This is a genomic window from Pectobacterium fontis, from assembly GCF_000803215.1.
In the GTDB taxonomy this organism is placed as follows: domain Bacteria; phylum Pseudomonadota; class Gammaproteobacteria; order Enterobacterales; family Enterobacteriaceae; genus Pectobacterium; species Pectobacterium fontis.
This window is the reverse complement of the sequence record NZ_JSXC01000040.1, coordinates 1-16,906: the sequence shown is the minus strand read 5'-3', so window position 1 is coordinate 16,906 and position 16,906 is coordinate 1. Positions and strand designations below refer to the sequence as shown.

General features: G+C 48.8%; 18 protein-coding genes, 1 tRNA gene and 2 pseudogenes. 15 read left to right on the top strand and 6 right to left on the bottom strand.

Annotated elements, in window-relative coordinates:
* Positions 1-48: 48 nt before the first annotated feature.
* On the bottom strand, positions 49-519 hold the full coding sequence (gene argR / locus OI69_RS14945; RefSeq protein WP_039352043.1) for a transcriptional regulator ArgR: 471 nt from the start codon (positions 517-519) through the stop codon (positions 49-51).
* Between the two features lie 471 nt (positions 520-990).
* On the opposite strand from argR, the gene mdh reads away from it, so the two are divergent.
* Complete coding sequence (gene mdh, locus OI69_RS14940) at positions 991-1,929, top strand: malate dehydrogenase (RefSeq protein ID WP_039352041.1); 939 nt, start codon at positions 991-993, stop codon at positions 1,927-1,929.
* 72 nt (positions 1,930-2,001) lie between these two features.
* Here the strand turns inward: mdh and OI69_RS14935 are convergent, their stop codons facing one another.
* Complete coding sequence (locus tag OI69_RS14935; RefSeq protein WP_012773260.1) at positions 2,002-2,265, bottom strand: helix-turn-helix domain-containing protein; 264 nt, start codon at positions 2,263-2,265, stop codon at positions 2,002-2,004.
* A gap of 187 nt (positions 2,266-2,452) precedes the next feature.
* On the opposite strand from OI69_RS14935, the gene OI69_RS14930 reads away from it, so the two are divergent.
* On the top strand, positions 2,453-2,839 hold the full coding sequence (locus OI69_RS14930) for a DNA-binding protein (protein ID WP_039352036.1): 387 nt from the start codon (positions 2,453-2,455) through the stop codon (positions 2,837-2,839).
* 248 nt (positions 2,840-3,087) lie between these two features.
* Complete coding sequence (locus tag OI69_RS14925; protein ID WP_039352034.1) at positions 3,088-3,468, top strand: DNA-binding protein; 381 nt, start codon at positions 3,088-3,090, stop codon at positions 3,466-3,468.
* A 70-nt stretch (positions 3,469-3,538) separates the two neighbouring features.
* Here OI69_RS14925 and ispB read toward each other — a convergent pair whose 3' ends face one another.
* Positions 3,539-4,510, bottom strand: a complete 972-nt coding sequence (gene ispB / locus OI69_RS14920) for an octaprenyl diphosphate synthase (RefSeq protein ID WP_039352032.1) — start codon at positions 4,508-4,510, stop codon at positions 3,539-3,541.
* A gap of 258 nt (positions 4,511-4,768) precedes the next feature.
* On the opposite strand from ispB, the gene rplU reads away from it, so the two are divergent.
* The 4 genes from rplU (at position 4,769) to cgtA (ending at position 7,843) form a co-directional block, all read left to right on the top strand.
* Positions 4,769-5,080: a 50S ribosomal protein L21 gene (gene rplU / locus OI69_RS14915; RefSeq protein ID WP_010283026.1), complete on the top strand. Its 312-nt coding sequence runs from the start codon at positions 4,769-4,771 to the stop codon at positions 5,078-5,080.
* A gap of 19 nt (positions 5,081-5,099) precedes the next feature.
* The gene (gene rpmA, locus OI69_RS14910; RefSeq protein WP_005971498.1) at positions 5,100-5,357 is read left to right on the top strand and encodes a 50S ribosomal protein L27; all 258 of its coding nucleotides are present in this window, start codon (positions 5,100-5,102) and stop codon (positions 5,355-5,357) included.
* Positions 5,358-5,446: 89 nt separating this feature from the next.
* On the top strand, positions 5,447-6,409 hold the full coding sequence (locus OI69_RS14905; RefSeq protein ID WP_039352029.1) for a DMT family transporter: 963 nt from the start codon (positions 5,447-5,449) through the stop codon (positions 6,407-6,409).
* 261 nt (positions 6,410-6,670) lie between these two features.
* Positions 6,671-7,843: an Obg family GTPase CgtA gene (cgtA, locus tag OI69_RS14900; RefSeq protein WP_039352025.1), complete on the top strand. Its 1,173-nt coding sequence runs from the start codon at positions 6,671-6,673 to the stop codon at positions 7,841-7,843.
* A 69-nt stretch (positions 7,844-7,912) separates the two neighbouring features.
* On the opposite strand, the gene dacB is transcribed toward cgtA, so the two are convergent.
* On the bottom strand, positions 7,913-9,346 hold the full coding sequence (gene dacB, locus OI69_RS14895; protein WP_039352022.1) for a serine-type D-Ala-D-Ala carboxypeptidase: 1,434 nt from the start codon (positions 9,344-9,346) through the stop codon (positions 7,913-7,915).
* Between the two features lie 268 nt (positions 9,347-9,614).
* On the opposite strand from dacB, the gene greA reads away from it, so the two are divergent.
* Positions 9,615-10,091 carry a transcription elongation factor GreA gene (gene greA, locus OI69_RS14890; RefSeq protein WP_039352020.1) on the top strand — a complete coding sequence of 159 codons (477 nt, stop codon included), beginning with the start codon at positions 9,615-9,617 and terminating at the stop codon, positions 10,089-10,091.
* Between the two features lie 128 nt (positions 10,092-10,219).
* Here greA and yhbY read toward each other — a convergent pair whose 3' ends face one another.
* A complete protein-coding gene (yhbY, locus tag OI69_RS14885) occupies positions 10,220-10,513 on the bottom strand; it encodes a ribosome assembly RNA-binding protein YhbY (RefSeq protein ID WP_010283039.1) in 294 nt (97 codons plus the stop codon).
* A gap of 143 nt (positions 10,514-10,656) precedes the next feature.
* Between yhbY and rlmE the strand changes: the two genes are divergently transcribed.
* The 7 genes and pseudogenes from rlmE to tnpA all read left to right on the top strand — a co-directional run.
* On the top strand, positions 10,657-11,286 hold the full coding sequence (gene rlmE / locus OI69_RS14880) for a 23S rRNA (uridine(2552)-2'-O)-methyltransferase RlmE (protein WP_039352018.1): 630 nt from the start codon (positions 10,657-10,659) through the stop codon (positions 11,284-11,286).
* Between the two features lie 47 nt (positions 11,287-11,333).
* Positions 11,334-13,295 carry an ATP-dependent zinc metalloprotease FtsH gene (gene ftsH / locus OI69_RS14875; RefSeq protein WP_039352013.1) on the top strand — a complete coding sequence of 654 codons (1,962 nt, stop codon included), beginning with the start codon at positions 11,334-11,336 and terminating at the stop codon, positions 13,293-13,295.
* Positions 13,296-13,409: 114 nt separating this feature from the next.
* Entirely contained in the window at positions 13,410-14,243 is an 834-nt protein-coding gene (gene folP, locus OI69_RS14870; RefSeq protein ID WP_039352010.1) for a dihydropteroate synthase, read from the top strand.
* Positions 14,244-14,251: 8 nt separating this feature from the next.
* A complete protein-coding gene (gene glmM, locus OI69_RS14865; protein WP_039352007.1) occupies positions 14,252-15,589 on the top strand; it encodes a phosphoglucosamine mutase in 1,338 nt (445 codons plus the stop codon).
* Between the two features lie 251 nt (positions 15,590-15,840).
* A complete protein-coding gene (secG, locus tag OI69_RS14860; protein WP_039352002.1) occupies positions 15,841-16,173 on the top strand; it encodes a preprotein translocase subunit SecG in 333 nt (110 codons plus the stop codon).
* A 24-nt stretch (positions 16,174-16,197) separates the two neighbouring features.
* A tRNA-Leu gene (locus OI69_RS14855) sits at positions 16,198-16,284 on the top strand.
* A gap of 182 nt (positions 16,285-16,466) precedes the next feature.
* Positions 16,467-16,763 (top strand): annotated as a pseudogene (gene tnpA / locus OI69_RS14845) (IS200/IS605 family transposase); the annotation flags it as partial.
* Between the two features lie 9 nt (positions 16,764-16,772).
* Here tnpA and OI69_RS19915 read toward each other — a convergent pair.
* Positions 16,773-16,906: pseudogene (locus tag OI69_RS19915) on the bottom strand (IS3 family transposase); the annotation flags it as partial.

Sequence of the window (16,906 nt, the reverse complement as noted above, 5' to 3'; positions counted from 1 at the left end):
AGACGTAGAAAAATAGTAGTGGGCGAGCGAATTACAGCTTTTGTTCAATTACAACTCTTGCTCGAAGAGCACCAGAATCGCTTCGTAAAGCTGTTCGACGCTAAAGCCTCTTGCCGGGGTGGTGAAAATGGTGTCATCCCCCGCGATGGTGCCGAGAATTCCCTCTGACTTTCCTAGCGAATCCAATAGGCGGGCAATGAGTTGCGCAGCGCCTGGGCTGGTATGAATGACGATGACCGCATCGTTATAGTCCACGTCCAGTACCAAGTTCTTTAGCGGGCTGGATGTGGTCGGGACGCCAAGCTCGGCAGGGAGGCAATACACCATTTCCATTTTTGCATTGCGTGTGCGCACGGCACCAAATTTCGTTAGCATGCGTGACACCTTGGATTGATTGATGTTTTCAAATCCGTCGTCTTGCAATGCCTGAACAATTTCACTTTGAGAGCTGAATTTCTCTTCCTTTAGCAGCGCTTTGAACGCTTTAACGAGGTCTTCTTGTTTTGTCGAATTGCGCATTCTGCACCGGATGAACTGTTAGGGTTAATCCTACCATTATGCAGTTGTGTGAATTTTTATGCAATTAAATCGCGTATAATTCCAGTCTATTTCCCCAGGTATACACGAGTTACTGTTTTCAACAGATTCAGCCTCTGGCGCGAGTCCGAAAAATGCGTCCTGCGTCACATAAAAGTAAATCAAATGTTATCAGAATGATGTTGTTTGGACGTCATTGATCGGTGTAATGTAGCGCACAGGTTAATCGCCCGTGAATGAATACCACGTTATAGCTCAATAGCTTATTAACTTTACTTACCTTTCAAACGAATGACTGTTTTTAGTTTATTATTAGAGACATAGCATATTTTTTGTCTCTCGTTCATTTGCAGAAAAGATGAGTAGGCTGATTTTATCCCTATTTTTTACACTATGTTTATAACCAAATGAATTCACGGCACTTTTTTATTTTACGATAATAAGGAGTTTAGGATGAAAGTTGCAGTTCTCGGAGCAGCAGGTGGTATCGGTCAGGCACTCGCGCTCCTCCTCAAAACCCAGCTTCCTTCAGGTTCAGAACTATCCCTTTACGATATCGCTCCGGTCACGCCGGGTGTTGCGGTCGATCTGAGCCATATTCCTACCGCAGTGAAGATCAAAGGTTATAGCGGTGAAGATGCTAAACCGGCGCTTGCTGGCGCGGATATCGTGCTGATTTCCGCAGGTGTGGCGCGTAAACCGGGTATGGATCGTTCCGATCTGTTCAATGTTAATGCTGGCATTGTGCGTAATCTGGTTGAGCAAATTGCGGTGACCTGTCCGAAAGCCTGTATCGGTATCATCACCAACCCGGTGAACACGACTGTTGCGATTGCCGCTGAAGTGCTGAAAAAGGCGGGTGTGTACGACAAAAACAAACTGTTCGGCGTTACCACGCTGGATATCATCCGTTCCAACACGTTTGTCGCGGAGCTGAAAGGTAAACAACCGCAAGATATTAACGTGCCGGTTATCGGTGGACACTCTGGTGTGACGATTCTGCCACTGCTGTCTCAGGTTCCTGGTATCAGCTTCAGCGAGCAGGAAGTGGCCGACCTGACCAAGCGTATTCAGAATGCGGGGACTGAGGTTGTTGAAGCTAAAGCCGGTGGCGGGTCTGCAACGTTGTCTATGGGTCAGGCCGCTGCGCGTTTTGGTTTGTCTCTGGTTCGTGCGCTGCAAGGCGAAAGCGGTGTCGTGGAATGTGCATACGTTGAAAGCGATGGCAAATATGCGCGCTTCTTTGCTCAGCCGATCCTGTTAGGCAAAGACGGTGTTGCCGAGCGTAAAGAGATCGGCACATTAAGTGCCTTTGAGCAAAATGCGCTTAACAGCATGCTGGATACGCTGAAGCAGGATATTGAGTTAGGCGAGACGTTCATCAAGAGCTAATTAGCGTATTATTGAGCGTTAACACTACGCAAAGTGAAAAGCCGGAGATGTCGATCTCCGGCTTTTCTTTTTTTAATCGGGACGGATGAGTTTTTTTCTGTCGATAAGCTCATTAGTTTCTGGATCGTAATATCGGCTAGGCCAAATCTCTGAGGGGTGAATATTCAGCGCATCAGCAATAAGCCATTCCCCTTTGGGCCAGGGACGTGAGAGCGCGTTAGCTAGTGTAGATGAGCTTAATCCGGCCGCTCGCGATACTGCCGCCAGCGTCGTGTTTTTCTTGCGCAGTGCAGCAATGATATCAGCGGGATGCCAGTCTTGTTTCCTTAAAATCATAATCCTTCCCTTATTTGCTATAAGACGACTGTCGATTAGTGGTATAAATAACGGATGTTAGTTATATGTCGAGCTAACATGACATTATTATTTGGAAATAATATAGCATTAATTTTCTTTTAAATTCCCAATTAATTTCCAAATATGCGCGTTTTTGTTAGGGATGGCACTATCAGGATGAAAGGCAATGAAAAAAGAGTGGTTTGCTACCAGCGAATTGGTTGGAGTCGGCGGCCTTCCGAAATCAAGACAAGGATTAAATAAGCGCGCTCGCGAGGAGGGATGGGAGAAGCGTCGCCGTAAAGGCGTCCAGGGAAGAGGAGTGGAGTACGCCTTTCACAGCTTGCCGGATACGGTAAAAAAATCCCTATCACTCGAAATTGAGCCTTCCGTCTACGCAGTGAAACAGCCTGCGGCATTGGCTGTATGGATACAGATCTATCAGCAACTATCTGAAAAAGAAAGAAATGAACTAATCGCTTATATTCTGCGAGTCGGGGTGTCGGCTACGCTGAGCCAGTTGGGCATCACACCGTCAGGTGAGGAACCTATCTCATCAATCGGGATTGATTGAACCTCTGCGGGGGATTGTCTGATTGCTAACCATCGGTGATGAAAAGGAAACTGCATTTCTGTCGCTTTGTTGCGCTCTTTCTGGCCGCGGTGCTTGGGCATCGCGCTAGATTTCATCACGCCTTCCATTGGTTAGGTGTATAAGTAACGCGTAAAAGTTAGCGGTTTAGGTAATTATAGTCTATTATATGGAAACTTTTGGGCTAGTTGACGTAATGCCTGTTCAAAACAAACAAGGGAGTGACGAGTATGGACAAAGAATGGTTTGCAACAAGTGAGTTGGTTGGCGTGGGTGGATTACCTAAATCACCGCAAGGCCTGAACAAACGGGCGCGAGATGACGGTTGGGAAAAGCGCAGGCGGAAAGGGGTTCAAGGGCGTGGTGTTGAATACTCTATTCGCAGTTTGCCGAATGAGGTCAGGGATTCTTTGTTAGTAAAAGAGAATCCGCCAACAGAATATTACCGTATCGATAATGAGCCAACCCTGCTGTCATCATGGGTGCATATTTTTCATCAGCTATCCGTTGATGAACGAACCCGGCTGATTAATTTCATCTTGCGTGAAGGGACTATCGCGATGCTGTCCCGGTTAGATGATGATGATGCAACTCTCGATCAGACGGCCTAGTCTGTTGAGCGAGTAGCGCTGCAAAACAGCGCTACTTAAGCTGGATTGGGAGATAAGTTTTCACATCACGCTAGAAATCGCGTTGTACAGCTAAGTGAGCAAGCCCTTCAAGCGCCATACGGTATGGCGTTTCCGGTAGCTGTTGTAGTGCGCTGATCGCCTTATCTGCCTCTTCTTCGGCACGCTGGCGGGTATAATCGAGCGAACCACATTGCTGCATTGCGGCAAGAACGGGTTCTAGCAGATGACGCCCGTTTCCTTCTTCAATCGCTTTGCGAATTAGCGAACTCTGCTCCGCATTACCCTGACGCATCGCGTGCAGTAGCGGCAGCGTTGGCTTGCCCTCGTTGAGGTCATCTCCCGTATTTTTCCCCAACGTCTTACCATCTGCACTGTAGTCAAGCAGGTCGTCAATTAACTGGAACGCCGTGCCCAGATAACGTCCGTAGTCCTGAAGTGCTTTTTCCTGCTCTGGCGTCGCGCCAGCAAGAATGGATGAGGATTGTGCTGCGGCTTCAAATAAGCGTGCCGTTTTGCTGTAAATGACGCGCATGTAACTTTCTTCGGTGATATCCGGGTCATTGCAATTCATTAACTGCAAGACTTCACCCTCAGCAATCACGTTTACGGCTTCTGACATCAGTGCCAGCACGCGTAACGATTCGAGGCTGGTCATCATCTGGAAAGCACGGGTATAAATGAAATCCCCAACCAGCACACTCGCGGCATTACCAAAGGCAGCATTCGCAGTGGCTTTGCCTCGGCGCATGTCGGATTCATCTACAACATCATCGTGCAGCAGCGTTGCTGTATGGATAAATTCGATCAGCGCGGCGACAGTCACATGCTTATCACCGTTATAGGCGAGTGCTCTGGCTGCAAGCACTGCAATCATCGGACGTATGCGTTTTCCACCACCGCTGATGATGTAATGACCAAGTTGGTTGATCAACACGACGTCGGAATTCAGTTGTTCAAGAATGACGTTATTAACAGCTGCCATATCCTGCGCGGTTAATGTGGTAATTTGTTCTAGATTCATGGTTTGTGCCAACGTATGTCTTCAACACTGCCGTTAAGATTGCTGTTGCATATCGGCAAGACGGAACTGATTGAGCCGATTGTACTTGAAAAATGAGAGAGATAAACGGCAGTTCATACGTTGTATTCTTTTTCTTCACATCCGTTGATTATGCACTTGTCATCCGCAGTATTTTTGCGTAGAATTCGCGCCCTATTATGAATATTTATAGCGTGCTCTGAAAACCAATTAATGGGTGCGCGGAAAGCGGAGTTTTATATGTACGCAGTTTTCCAAAGTGGTGGTAAACAACACCGAGTAAGCGAAGGTCAAACCGTTCGCTTGGAAAAGCTGGACATCGCAACTGGTGAAGCCGTTGAGTTTGACCAAGTTCTGATGGTTGCCAACGGTGAAGAAATCAAAATCGGCGTTCCTTTTGTCGATGGCGGTAAAATCAAAGCTGAAGTTGTTGCTCATGGTCGTGGCGAAAAAGTGAAGATCGTTAAGTTCCGTCGCCGTAAACACTACCGTAAGCAAGCAGGCCACCGTCAGTGGTTCACTGACGTGAAAATTACCGGCATCAGCGCTTAAGATTAGGAGAGCGGATTAAATGGCACACAAGAAAGCTGGCGGTTCAACCCGTAACGGTCGTGACTCTAACGCACAACGTCTGGGCGTAAAACGTTTTGGCGGCGAAAGTGTACTGGCTGGCAACATCATCGTTCGTCAACGTGGTACTAAATTCCATGCAGGCACTAACGTTGGCTGCGGGAAAGACCATACTCTGTTTGCTTTGACTGATGGTAAAGTTCAGTTTGAAGTTAAAGGCCCAAAAAACCGTAAATTCATCAGCATCGTTGCTGAATAATTTTTCGCGTTAGGTCTTACGGACTTAAGCCCCGCAATTCTTTGCGGGGCTTTTTACATTCTGATTCTGAGTAAATTATCTGGATAAGTATGAATACTAAACAACAGACGGGTATCGGTCTTTGTCTGGCGCTTACCACCGCGGTTTGTTGGGGGGCGTTGCCGATAGCCATGAAGCAGGTTCTGGTGGTGATGGAACCTTATACGATTGTTTGGTATCGATTTTTTATCGCGTCAATTGGTCTCGGCATCATTCTGTCATACCGTAAGAATTTACCGCCAATGCGGATTTTCCGGCATCGCCGTTGGTGGATGCTGTTATTGATTGCAACCGCTGGGTTATTAGGTAATTTCGTTTTCTTTAGCTCATCTCTACAATATCTCAGCCCAACGGCGTCTCAGGTTATCGGACAACTTTCTCCGGTTGGGATGATGTTCGCCAGCGTACTGATTCTTAAGGAGAAGATGCGGGGCACGCAGATCATTGGCGCGATGATGCTGATCTGTGGCCTGATCCTATTCTTTAATACCAGCCTGATTGAAATTTTCACCCGACTGACAGATTACACGCTTGGCGTGCTACTGGGCGTGTGTGCCTCGGCGGTATGGGTATCTTACGGTGTGGCGCAGAAAGTCTTATTGCGGCGGCTGACCTCGCAGCAGATTCTGTTTCTTCTGTATGTGTTGTGTGTCGTCTTCATCACGCCTTTTGCCAAGCTTGAGACTATTTTCCAACTGAACAACTGGCAACTAATCTGCCTGTTGTTCTGCGGTGCGAATACCTTAATTGGGTATGGCGCGCTGGCAGAGGCAATGGCTCGCTGGCAGGCATCACAGGTGAGTGCGGTTATTACGTTAACACCGCTGTTTACGCTATTCTTTTCCGATCTACTGGTGTTAGGCTGGCCGACTTTCTTTGCTGCGCCAGTGCTGAACTGGGTTGGCTATGCCGGCGCGTTTGTCGTTGTTGCTGGTGCAATGTTTTCGGCTATTGGGCATCGCTTCTTCCCTGGAAAGAAAGACCCTGTGCCGTCCTTGATGGCGAAAAAATAGCGAAAAAGAGGCGTATTGCCATGGGGCAAGGTCGCCTTTTGACATTCGATGTGCGTTGTTTATTTTTAATACAGATGAAATTATTGGAGCAGGCAGGTACAATTCTGCTCCTTTGCTGGAATGCGTTCTGGTGCGTCAGTTTTTTAATGGTGAGTAGAAATACACTACATGCCTTAAAATCAAAAAAGTTACGCCGAAGAGAACCAATAACAAGCCTAAAACACGTAGATATTCTCTATTGGTTTTTTGCGGAGAGAATCAATGAAGTTTGTAGATGAAGCCACCATTCTCGTTGTGGCGGGCGATGGCGGTAACGGTTGTGTCAGCTTTCGCCGTGAAAAATATATTCCTAACGGTGGCCCGGATGGCGGTGACGGCGGTGACGGCGGTGACGTTTATCTGCTGGCAGATGAAAACCTGAACACGCTGATCGACTACCGTTTTGAAAAATCTTTCCGTGCTGAGCGTGGACAAAACGGGCAAAGCCGTGACTGTACGGGTAAGCGCGGTAAAGATATTACGATTAAAGTTCCTGTCGGAACCCGCGTTCTCGATCAGGGAACCGGAGAGGTGCTGGGCGATATGACGCGCCATCAGCAGAGCCTGATGGTAGCGAAAGGCGGCTGGCATGGTTTAGGTAATACACGTTTTAAATCGTCCGTTAACCGCGCTCCTCGTCAGAAGACCAGTGGTACGAAAGGTGAGGAGCGTGAGCTGACGTTGGAGCTGCTGCTGCTGGCGGATGTGGGAATGCTTGGACTGCCTAACGCCGGTAAATCAACCTTTATCCGTGCGGTATCCGCGGCGAAGCCGAAAGTGGCTGATTATCCGTTTACTACGCTGGTGCCGAGCCTTGGTGTCGTTCGTATGGATAGCGAGCAGAGCTTTGTTGTGGCGGATATCCCTGGTTTGATTGAAGGGGCATCAGAAGGCGCTGGGTTGGGAATTCGTTTCCTGAAACACCTTGAGCGTTGCCGCGTACTGTTACATTTGGTTGATTTGGCACCGATTGATGAGTCCGACCCCGTTGAAAATGCCAAAATCATTATCAACGAGTTAGAGCAGTTCGGCGCAGGTTTGGCCGAAAAACCGCGTTGGCTGGTTTTCAACAAGGTTGATTTGATCGACAAGGCTGAAGCAGAAAAACGTGCCAAAGAGATTGCGGCGGCGCTCGGTTGGGAAGGCAAATACTACCTGATTTCTGCGGCGAACCGTGAAGGCGTTACGCCACTTTGCTGGGACGTGATGAGCTTCCTGAAAGCCAATCCGAAAGTGACGGCGATTGCCGAGAGCGCGCCGGAAAAAGTGGAATTCATGTGGGATGACTATCATCGTCAACAGTTGGCTGAAGTAGAAAAAGAAGCCGAAGAAGAGTGGGATGATGATTGGGACGATGAAGATGATGAAGGCGTCGAAATTATCTATCAAAAGTGATGTGTTCCTCTGCTAGTTAATTCCGCCTGTCGCGGCCTTATCCCCTTAGGGTAAGGCCGCGTTGTTATTTTAATTGCTCTGATAAATGTCTTTGTAGAGACGACTTTCAAATCTCACCAGAGGAACACGGCGTGCGCGCTGGTCTTCAGGCGGCACGGCATAGCCAGACAGGAATTGAACGAATGCCATACGTTGGCCGCTCGCGGTGGTAATAAAACCCGCCAGATTGTATACGCCCTGTAGCGCCCCTGTTTTCGCCGAAACCTTGCCATCAACGCCAGCTTCATGCAGACCGCCACGATAACGCAGCGTGCCGTCATAGCCGGAAAGCGGGAGCATCGTGATGTAATTCAACTCATTATCGTGCTGCGCGATGTACTGTAATACCTGCATCATCGTTTCTGGTGAAATCAGGTTGTGCCGTGACAGACCGGAGCCATCCACAACAATACTGTTTCCTAAATCCACGCCTGCCTTCTGACGCAGGATTTGGCGTACGGCATCGGCACCGGCGCGCCATGTGCCCGGTACGCTAAAGCGCTCATGCCCAATAGTACGGAAAACGGTATCGGCAATCATGTTGTCCGATTTTTTCAGCATGATCGTGAGCAAGTCGTGCAGCGGTGCCGACTGTGTTTGCGCCAATACGCTTCCTGCCGCACCCGGCTGAGCCTGACGACGAAGGCTACCTTTAATGCGGATATTTGCCTGCTGTAGCTCATCCTTGACGATTGCCCCAGCATAGCTAGCGCCATCCTGAATCGCGAACGCCAGCGGAAGCGGTTCTGTACGCTGGGTCAGGCAGCCCGTAAGCGTAAAGCGGTTCAATTCCCCAGGAACCACATCTAGCTCGCAGTATTGGGCATCGGTGGAGCCTTTGGCCAGCGTACGAACCTCGCTGAACATTTGCACTGGATAATAGGAGGCGACGCGGATAAACGCATTATCGCCCGCTTTAGGTGCACTGTAGAGCGAAACGGAGAAGCAGTTGCGATCGACAATCGCAGCGCCCGGCGGCGCACTGAAACACTGCGTCATGTCGTTCCAGGGCCAGCCTGGTGCTTTGTCATGACTGGCGAACACCGAGGTGTCGATCAGCACATCCCCCGCGATTTCCTGTATTCCACGTTTTCTTAATTCCTGCACCATATTGCGTATTTGCTGGCGCTTAAGTGTCGGATCGCCACTAAACCGTACAATGAGGTTACCATTCAGAACACCGCTGGAGACAGGGCCGTGGCTTTCCATCGTGGTGATGAATCGATAGTCCGGGCCTAATTGCAGTAGTGCAGCTAATGCAGTTATCACCTTTTGCGTACTGGCGGGAAGCGCCATTTGCTGGCTATTGAAGGCCATACTGGGTGTCGTTGCGCCAACTTTTTGTACCACTAACGCCAAATTGGCGCCGTCTGGCAAATATTGACGATAATCCTCAACAGAAGCTGCATTGGCATGCAGAACAAAAGCGCAGGCAAGTCCGGTAACAATCGATGAAAAACGCATAATCTCAGCTAAGAACGGGGTAACGTGTGGCCATACTACGGCGCAACAAGGTCTAAAGTAAACGATGACCCTCATTGAACTCTGGGGTAAAATACGTATCAAAATGCAAAATCGCTGCTAACCTGGAAATTTTGTTCCGGGGCTGATTGCTTTTGTTTTATGTCCTGTGAGGACTGATACGTTGTAGAGACTCCGTTGCCTTTGATTTTTAGCGCGTCAGGATGACGATTATTTGAGTCTTACGGACTTTTTTAGAGGTATAGATAATATGAAACAATTTCCGATGACGTTGCGTGGCGCTGAAAAGTTGCGCGAAGAGCTTGACCACCTGAAATCGGTGCGTCGCCCTGAAATTATTGCAGCGATTGCCGAAGCGCGTGAGCATGGCGATCTGAAAGAAAATGCAGAATATCATGCCGCTCGCGAGCAGCAGGGCTTCTGTGAAGGGCGTATTCAAGACATTGAAGCCAAACTGTCTAACGCACAGGTTATCGATGTGACCAAGATGACGGCGAACGGGCGGGTTATTTTTGGTGCCACCGTGACAGTGATGAATCTGGATAACGAAGAAGAGCAAACCTACCGGATTGTTGGCGATGATGAGGCTGATTTTAAGCAGAACCTGATCTCGGTAAATTCCCCGATTGCCCGTGGCCTGATCGGCAAAGAGCAGGATGACGTCGTTGTCATTCGTACGCCGGGTGGCGACGTGGAATATGAGATTCTGAAGGTCGAATATCTATAAATTTTGCCGTATTGTTGATTAAAACAGCAAAAATTGTAAAGAAAGGAAAAAGGCCGCTTGCGGCCTTTTCTCTAACAGAGAGGCGTGGCACCTTTCCGTTAAAACCGAGTATCCTGAAATAAAAAGTGTTATCGTGGCAACACAATTTTACGTTCTTTAGCAGGGCGGTAGAGTACCAACGTATGGCCGATAACCTGCACGTTAGCGGCACCTGTTTCACGGACAATCGCTTCAACAATCAAGGCTTTGGTTTCGCGATCTTCTGTCGCGACTTTTATCTTGATCAGTTCGTGATGTGCCAATGCTTGTTCGATCTCAGCCAGAACACCTTCGGTGAGACCGTTATTGCCCAGCATGACGACCGGTTTTAACGGATGTGCCAAGCCTTTCAGGTGTTGTTTTTGTTTATTACTTAGGTTCATTGTCTTTTTTACTTAGGTTGGGATTGAAAACGGTTCATTCTACCGCCATCTCATGATTATAACCAATTTGACTGTTCTGATTGGTAATATGTGAGAAGTTTCTCCCCACCACGAGCGTGTTACTGAGAATAGTTGGAAAATCGATGGCGAATAAAAAGCGTTCTGCAAGTTCCAGTCGCTGGTTGCAGGAACACTTTAGCGATAAATATGTGCAACAGGCTCAGAAAAAAGGGCTGCGTTCACGCGCTTGGTTTAAACTTGATGAAATACAGCAGAGCGACAAACTGTTTAAACCGGGTATGACGGTTGTGGATTTAGGCGCGGCACCTGGCGGTTGGTCACAATATGTGGTCACGCAAATTGGTGGAAGTGGTCGAATTATCGCGTGTGATATTTTACCAATGGATCCGATTGTTGGCGTCGATTTCCTGCAAGGGGACTTTCGTGATGAACTGGTCCTCAACGCCTTGCTCGAAAGAGTTGGTGATAGCAAAGTTCAGGTGGTGATGTCTGACATGGCCCCTAACATGAGTGGTACTCCAGCCGTTGATATTCCGAAGTCAATGTATCTGGTTGAATTAGCTCTTGGTATGTGTCGGGATGTATTAGCACCAGGCGGAAGTTTCCTGGTGAAAGTGTTTCAGGGAGAAGGTTTTGATGAATACCTACGGGAAATTCGCTCCCTGTTTACGAAAGTGAAAATTCGTAAACCAGACGCCTCACGAGCCCGGTCTCGTGAAGTGTATATTGTAGCGACAGGGCGCAAACTGTAGTACCCTAACGCTGTTTTTTAACACAGTTGTAATATGAGGTTAATCCCTTGAGTGACATGGCGAAAAACCTAATTCTCTGGTTAGTCATCGCAGTTGTGCTGATGTCTGTTTTCCAGAGCTTTGGGCCCAGCGAGTCGAATGGCCGTAGGGTGGATTATTCAACCTTCTTGACTGAAGTGAATCAGGATCAGGTCCGTGAAGCACGTATTAACGGGCGTGAGATCAGTGTTATCAAAAAAGACAGCAACAGATACACGACTTACATCCCTGTCAATGACCCTAAGCTACTGGATAACCTGCTAACGAAGAATGTGAAAGTCGTTGGTGAGCCACCGGAAGAGCCGAGCTTGCTGGCTTCTATCTTTATTTCCTGGTTCCCGATGCTGTTGCTGATTGGCGTCTGGATCTTCTTCATGCGTCAAATGCAAGGCGGCGGCGGTAAAGGTGCCATGTCCTTTGGCAAGAGCAAAGCGCGTATGCTGACTGAAGATCAGATCAAGACGACGTTTGCTGATGTAGCCGGTTGCGACGAAGCGAAGGAAGAGGTGAGCGAACTGGTTGATTACCTGCGCGAACCCAGCCGTTTCCAGAAACTGGGCGGTAAAATTCCGAAAGGCATTCTGATGGTCGGCCCGCCGGGAACGGGTAAAACGCTGCTGGCGAAAGCGATTGCCGGTGAAGCGAAAGTGCCTTTCTTTACGATTTCCGGTTCTGACTTCGTTGAAATGTTTGTCGGTGTCGGTGCTTCCCGTGTCCGTGACATGTTCGAACAGGCGAAGAAAGCCGCCCCTTGCATCATCTTTATCGATGAAATCGACGCCGTTGGCCGTCAGCGTGGCGCTGGTTTAGGCGGGGGTCACGATGAACGTGAACAAACGTTGAACCAAATGCTGGTTGAGATGGATGGCTTTGAAGGTAACGAGGGCATTATTGTTATCGCGGCGACTAACCGCCCCGATGTGCTTGACCCCGCGTTGCTCCGTCCTGGTCGTTTTGACCGTCAGGTTGTGGTTGGTCTGCCGGATGTGCGCGGTCGTGAACAGATTCTGAAAGTGCATATGCGTCGCGTGCCGCTGTCTCCTGATATCGATGCGTCTGTTATCGCTCGTGGTACGCCAGGTTTCTCTGGTGCGGATTTGGCTAACCTGGTTAACGAAGCCGCATTGTTCTCTGCGCGTGGTAACAAGCGTGTTGTTTCGATGGTCGAGTTCGAAAAAGCCAAAGACAAAATCATGATGGGCGCAGAGCGCCGTTCCATGGTTATGACGGAAGCTCAAAAAGAATCGACGGCATATCACGAAGCTGGTCACGCGATTGTCGGTTCACTTGTCCCAGGGTATGACCCGGTACATAAAGTTACCATTATTCCGCGCGGGCGCGCTTTGGGTGTGGCTTTCTTCTTGCCCGAAGGGGATGAAATCAGCGCAAGTCGTCAGAAGCTGGAAAGTCGTATCTCTGTGGCTTATGGTGGACGTCTTGCTGAAGAAATTATCTACGGTCCTGACTATGTTTCTACCGGGGCTTCTCAGGATATAAAAGTAGCAACCAGCGTTGCACGTAACATGGTGACGCAGTGGGGGTTCTCAGATAAGTTAGGGCCATTGTTGTATGCGGAAGAAGAGGGCGAAGTATTCCTCGGTCGTTCCGTCGCAAAAGCCAAGCATATGTCGGATGATACTGCGCGCATTATCGATCAGGAAGTTAAACGTCTTATCGATACGAATTATGAACGTGCTCGCCGTATGTTGATGGATAATATGGACATTCTTCATGCGATGAAAGATGCGCTGATGAAGTATGAAACCATTGATGCGCCACAGGTCAGTGACTTGATGGCTCGCCGAGACGTTCGTCCTCCTGCGGGTTGGGAGGAGCCAGGTTCAGGCAATGGCAATTCGCTGAAAGCATCGGTGCCTGTTGATGATATCCCAGCTTCTCAGCAGGGCGGTTCTGAGCAGAACAATGCCAATTCAGGCAATTCTCTGTCTGAGAACGCAGACGACAAATAATTCGCTTGTGATTTGTCTTTTGACTATTGAAACCCCAGCTTAGGCTGGGGTTTTTTACTGGTAAGTCTTCGAATCCTATTTCACGCTACTTACACCAGAATACGGACGTAAATTATGCAACTGATTGCCAGAGACTCAACGCTGGATCTTTCCTGCCCACGTATCATGGGCATTCTTAATGTCACGCCGGACTCTTTTTCCGATGGTGGAAAACACAACAAGCTCGATGCTGCATTACTGCACGTTCAGGAGATGATTAACGCTGGTGCGGCTCTGATCGATATTGGCGGTGAATCAACGCGCCCTGGTGCGGATGAAGTGAGTACGGAAGAAGAGCTGGGACGTGTACTACCCATTGTTGAAGCGATTGCCAGCCGTTTTGACGTCTGGATCTCAGTCGATACCTCAAAGCCAGAAGTGATGACGGCGTCAGCACAGGCAGGCGCGCATCTGATTAATGATATTCGCGCGTTGCAAGAGCCGGGCGCACTAGAGGCTGCGGCGGCAACCGGTTTGCCCGTGTGTCTGATGCACATGCAAGGTATGCCGAGAACCATGCAACACAAACCGCATTATAATGACCTGATGCAGGATATCGGCAATTTCCTGCAACAGCAGATCGACCGCTGTGTGAATGCTAATATTCCGAAAAATAAGCTATTACTGGATCCTGGGTTCGGATTCGGTAAGAATCTTGCCCATAATTATGCGCTGTTGGCTCGCCTGAGCGAGTTACATCGCTTTGAACTGCCTCTTCTGGTGGGGATGTCGAGGAAATCGATGATTGGTCAACTCCTCAATGTTCCGCCTGCGCAGCGTGTTCACGGTAGCATTGCTTGTGCCGTGATCGCGGCCATGCAGGGCGCACAGATTATTCGCGTTCACGATGTTAAAGAGACGGCTGATGCTATGCGCATCGTTGAAGCTACCCTTTCTGCGAAGGAATAAAAAACGAGATGAGTAACCGCAAATATTTTGGCACCGATGGCGTACGCGGCAAGGTTGGCGATACGCCAATTACACCTGATTTTGTGCTTAAACTGGGCTGGGCCGCAGGGAAAGTGCTCGCGCGCCATGGTTCTCGCAAAATTATTATCGGCAAAGATACCCGTATTTCTGGCTACATGTTGGAATCCGCGCTGGAAGCCGGGCTTGCCGCTGCGGGTTTATCGGCTTCTTTTACCGGACCGATGCCTACGCCTGCGGTTGCTTATCTGACCCGCACGTTCCGCGCAGAAGCGGGGATTGTTATTTCTGCTTCTCACAACCCGTATTACGACAACGGTATTAAGTTCTTCTCGATTGATGGAACCAAACTGCCAGATGACGTAGAAGAAGCGATAGAAGCTGAACTGGAAAAACCGCTGACGTGTGTTGAGTCTGCTGAGTTAGGGAAGGCCAGCCGCATTGTTGATGCCGCAGGGCGCTACATCGAATTTTGTAAGGGAACGTTCCCGAGCGAACTGAGCCTGAATGGCTTAAAAATTGTCGTCGATTGTGCCAATGGTGCCACCTATCATATCGCTCCCAGCGTCTTGCGTGAGCTTGGTGCTAAAGTCATTGCAATTGGCTGTGAACCGGATGGCATGAATATCAATGAAGAATGCGGTGCGACGGATGTCAGGCAGCTACAGGCACGCGTGCTGGCTGAAAAAGCAGACGTTGGGTTAGCATTTGACGGCGATGGTGATCGACTCATCATGGTCGACCACTTGGGCAACAAGGTCGATGGCGATCAAATTCTGTATATCATCGCCCGTGAAGGTTTACGCCAGGGGCAACTGCGCGGTGGCGCGGTGGGCACCCTGATGAGCAACATGGGACTTGAGGTAGCGTTAAAGCAACTGGGTATTCCGTTTGCTCGTGCCAAGGTGGGCGATCGCTATGTGTTAGAAATGATGCAGGCAAAAGGGTGGCGCATTGGTGCAGAAAACTCCGGCCATGTGATCCTGCTGGATAAAACCACAACGGGCGATGGAGTTATTGCTGGTTTGCAAGTCCTTACTGCAATAGTAAAAAACCATATGAGCCTGCATGATTTATGCAGCGGCATGAAGCTGTTTCCACAGATTCTGGTGAATGTACGGTTTGCAGGGGAAAATGATCCACTGGAAGATAAGAATGTGCAGCAGATTACGCAAGAAGTGGAAAAAGAGTTGGCCGGACGTGGACGCGTATTGCTGCGTAAATCCGGTACAGAGCCACTCATCCGTGTGATGGTCGAAGGTGAACATGAAGAAACGGTGATCGCGTTGGCGAATCGTATTGCCGATGCAGTGAAAGCTGTCGGCTGAGAGCTTTTTTGATTCAGCTTTCTGGTAGATAAGGCTTTCGATAGGCTCCTGATGTAGAAAGCCGCTGTTTTTTTCTGCAATCAATCTATGGTGACCAAATTACCCTTGCGTACGCTACATCCTTTGGTTAGTATTCAGACCCGCTTGATAAGGGATGTATCAGACATCTAATTTAGCGGAATGACACGCGGTTTGCCGCCAGAATATAGCATTCCCATGATTTATGGGGAAAACGGTTAACGGGTACAACTATGTACGAAGCTCTATTAGTGATTTTCCTGTTGATATCGATCGGGCTGGTTGCCTTGATCATGCTTCAACAGGGTAAAGGTGCTGATATGGGAGCCTCGTTCGGAGCAGGTGCTTCTGCCACTTTGTTCGGTTCGAGCGGCTCTGGTAATTTCATGACCCGCATGACGGCGATACTGGCGACCTTGTTCTTCATTATCAGTCTTATTCTGGGCAACTTAAGTTCGTTGCAGAAAAAAGGCGGTACATGGGATAACCTGAACCAGCCAGAAAAAGCAGAGCAGACAACAACGCCTGCTGCGCCTTCAGCGCCAGCGAGTGACATTCCGAAGTAAGTGTTTTAAAGCAGTAATTGTGATGCCGTGGTGGTGGAATTGGTAGACACGCTACCTTGAGGTGGTAGTGCCCGATTGGGCTTACGGGTTCAAGTCCCGTCCTCGGTACCAACATAAAATTAATAGACGTCAACTGACGTCTATTTTTTTGTGCCCAGAAAACTCCCAGCTAGGCTGGGGGTTCAGTAAAGCTTTCAGCTTTGGGCCAGTTACAAAAACCCCTTTTGATTTGTTAAAACAGTTTGCGGTCTGGCAACTGCAAACGTTCAACAAGAAATCAAAAGGGGGTCCCAATGAGGGACGAAAAGAGCTTAGCGCACACCCGATGGAACTGTAAATATCACATAGTTTTTGCACCGAAGTACCGAAGGTAGGTGTTCTACGGGGAAAAACGCAAAGCGATTGGCAGCATTTTAAGAAAGCTGTGCGAATGGAAAAACGTGAATATTCTGGAAGCGGAATGCTGTGTGGATCACATCCATATGCTTCTGGAAATCCCACCGAAGATGAGTGTTTCGGGATTTATGGGATACCTGAAGGGAAAGAGCAGCCTGATGTTTTATGAGCAGTTTGGCGATTTGAAGTTCAAATTATAGTGGTCAAGTCATATTGGCCACGGTTTTACAGTAAGAACGGTATCTGTTCTCTGATTCTTCCGGCGTTAGTCCACCATTGTAATGATGTGGCCTGACGCTATTGTAGTAGTTCACTACATAACCACTGATTTGCTGCC

Coding starts and splice junctions, on each gene's coding strand:
- argR (WP_039352043.1), bottom strand. CDS start 519: ATGCGCAATTCGACAAAACAAGAAGACCTCGTTAAAGCGTTCAAAGCG.
- mdh (WP_039352041.1), top strand. CDS start 991: ATGAAAGTTGCAGTTCTCGGAGCAGCAGGTGGTATCGGTCAGGCACTC.
- OI69_RS14935 (WP_012773260.1), bottom strand. CDS start 2,265: ATGATTTTAAGGAAACAAGACTGGCATCCCGCTGATATCATTGCTGCA.
- OI69_RS14930 (WP_039352036.1), top strand. CDS start 2,453: ATGAAAAAAGAGTGGTTTGCTACCAGCGAATTGGTTGGAGTCGGCGGC.
- OI69_RS14925 (WP_039352034.1), top strand. CDS start 3,088: ATGGACAAAGAATGGTTTGCAACAAGTGAGTTGGTTGGCGTGGGTGGA.
- ispB (WP_039352032.1), bottom strand. CDS start 4,510: ATGAATCTAGAACAAATTACCACATTAACCGCGCAGGATATGGCAGCT.
- rplU (WP_010283026.1), top strand. CDS start 4,769: ATGTACGCAGTTTTCCAAAGTGGTGGTAAACAACACCGAGTAAGCGAA.
- rpmA (WP_005971498.1), top strand. CDS start 5,100: ATGGCACACAAGAAAGCTGGCGGTTCAACCCGTAACGGTCGTGACTCT.
- OI69_RS14905 (WP_039352029.1), top strand. CDS start 5,447: ATGAATACTAAACAACAGACGGGTATCGGTCTTTGTCTGGCGCTTACC.
- cgtA (WP_039352025.1), top strand. CDS start 6,671: ATGAAGTTTGTAGATGAAGCCACCATTCTCGTTGTGGCGGGCGATGGC.
- dacB (WP_039352022.1), bottom strand. CDS start 9,346: ATGCGTTTTTCATCGATTGTTACCGGACTTGCCTGCGCTTTTGTTCTG.
- greA (WP_039352020.1), top strand. CDS start 9,615: ATGAAACAATTTCCGATGACGTTGCGTGGCGCTGAAAAGTTGCGCGAA.
- yhbY (WP_010283039.1), bottom strand. CDS start 10,513: ATGAACCTAAGTAATAAACAAAAACAACACCTGAAAGGCTTGGCACAT.
- rlmE (WP_039352018.1), top strand. CDS start 10,657: ATGGCGAATAAAAAGCGTTCTGCAAGTTCCAGTCGCTGGTTGCAGGAA.
- folP (WP_039352010.1), top strand. CDS start 13,410: ATGCAACTGATTGCCAGAGACTCAACGCTGGATCTTTCCTGCCCACGT.
- glmM (WP_039352007.1), top strand. CDS start 14,252: ATGAGTAACCGCAAATATTTTGGCACCGATGGCGTACGCGGCAAGGTT.
- secG (WP_039352002.1), top strand. CDS start 15,841: ATGTACGAAGCTCTATTAGTGATTTTCCTGTTGATATCGATCGGGCTG.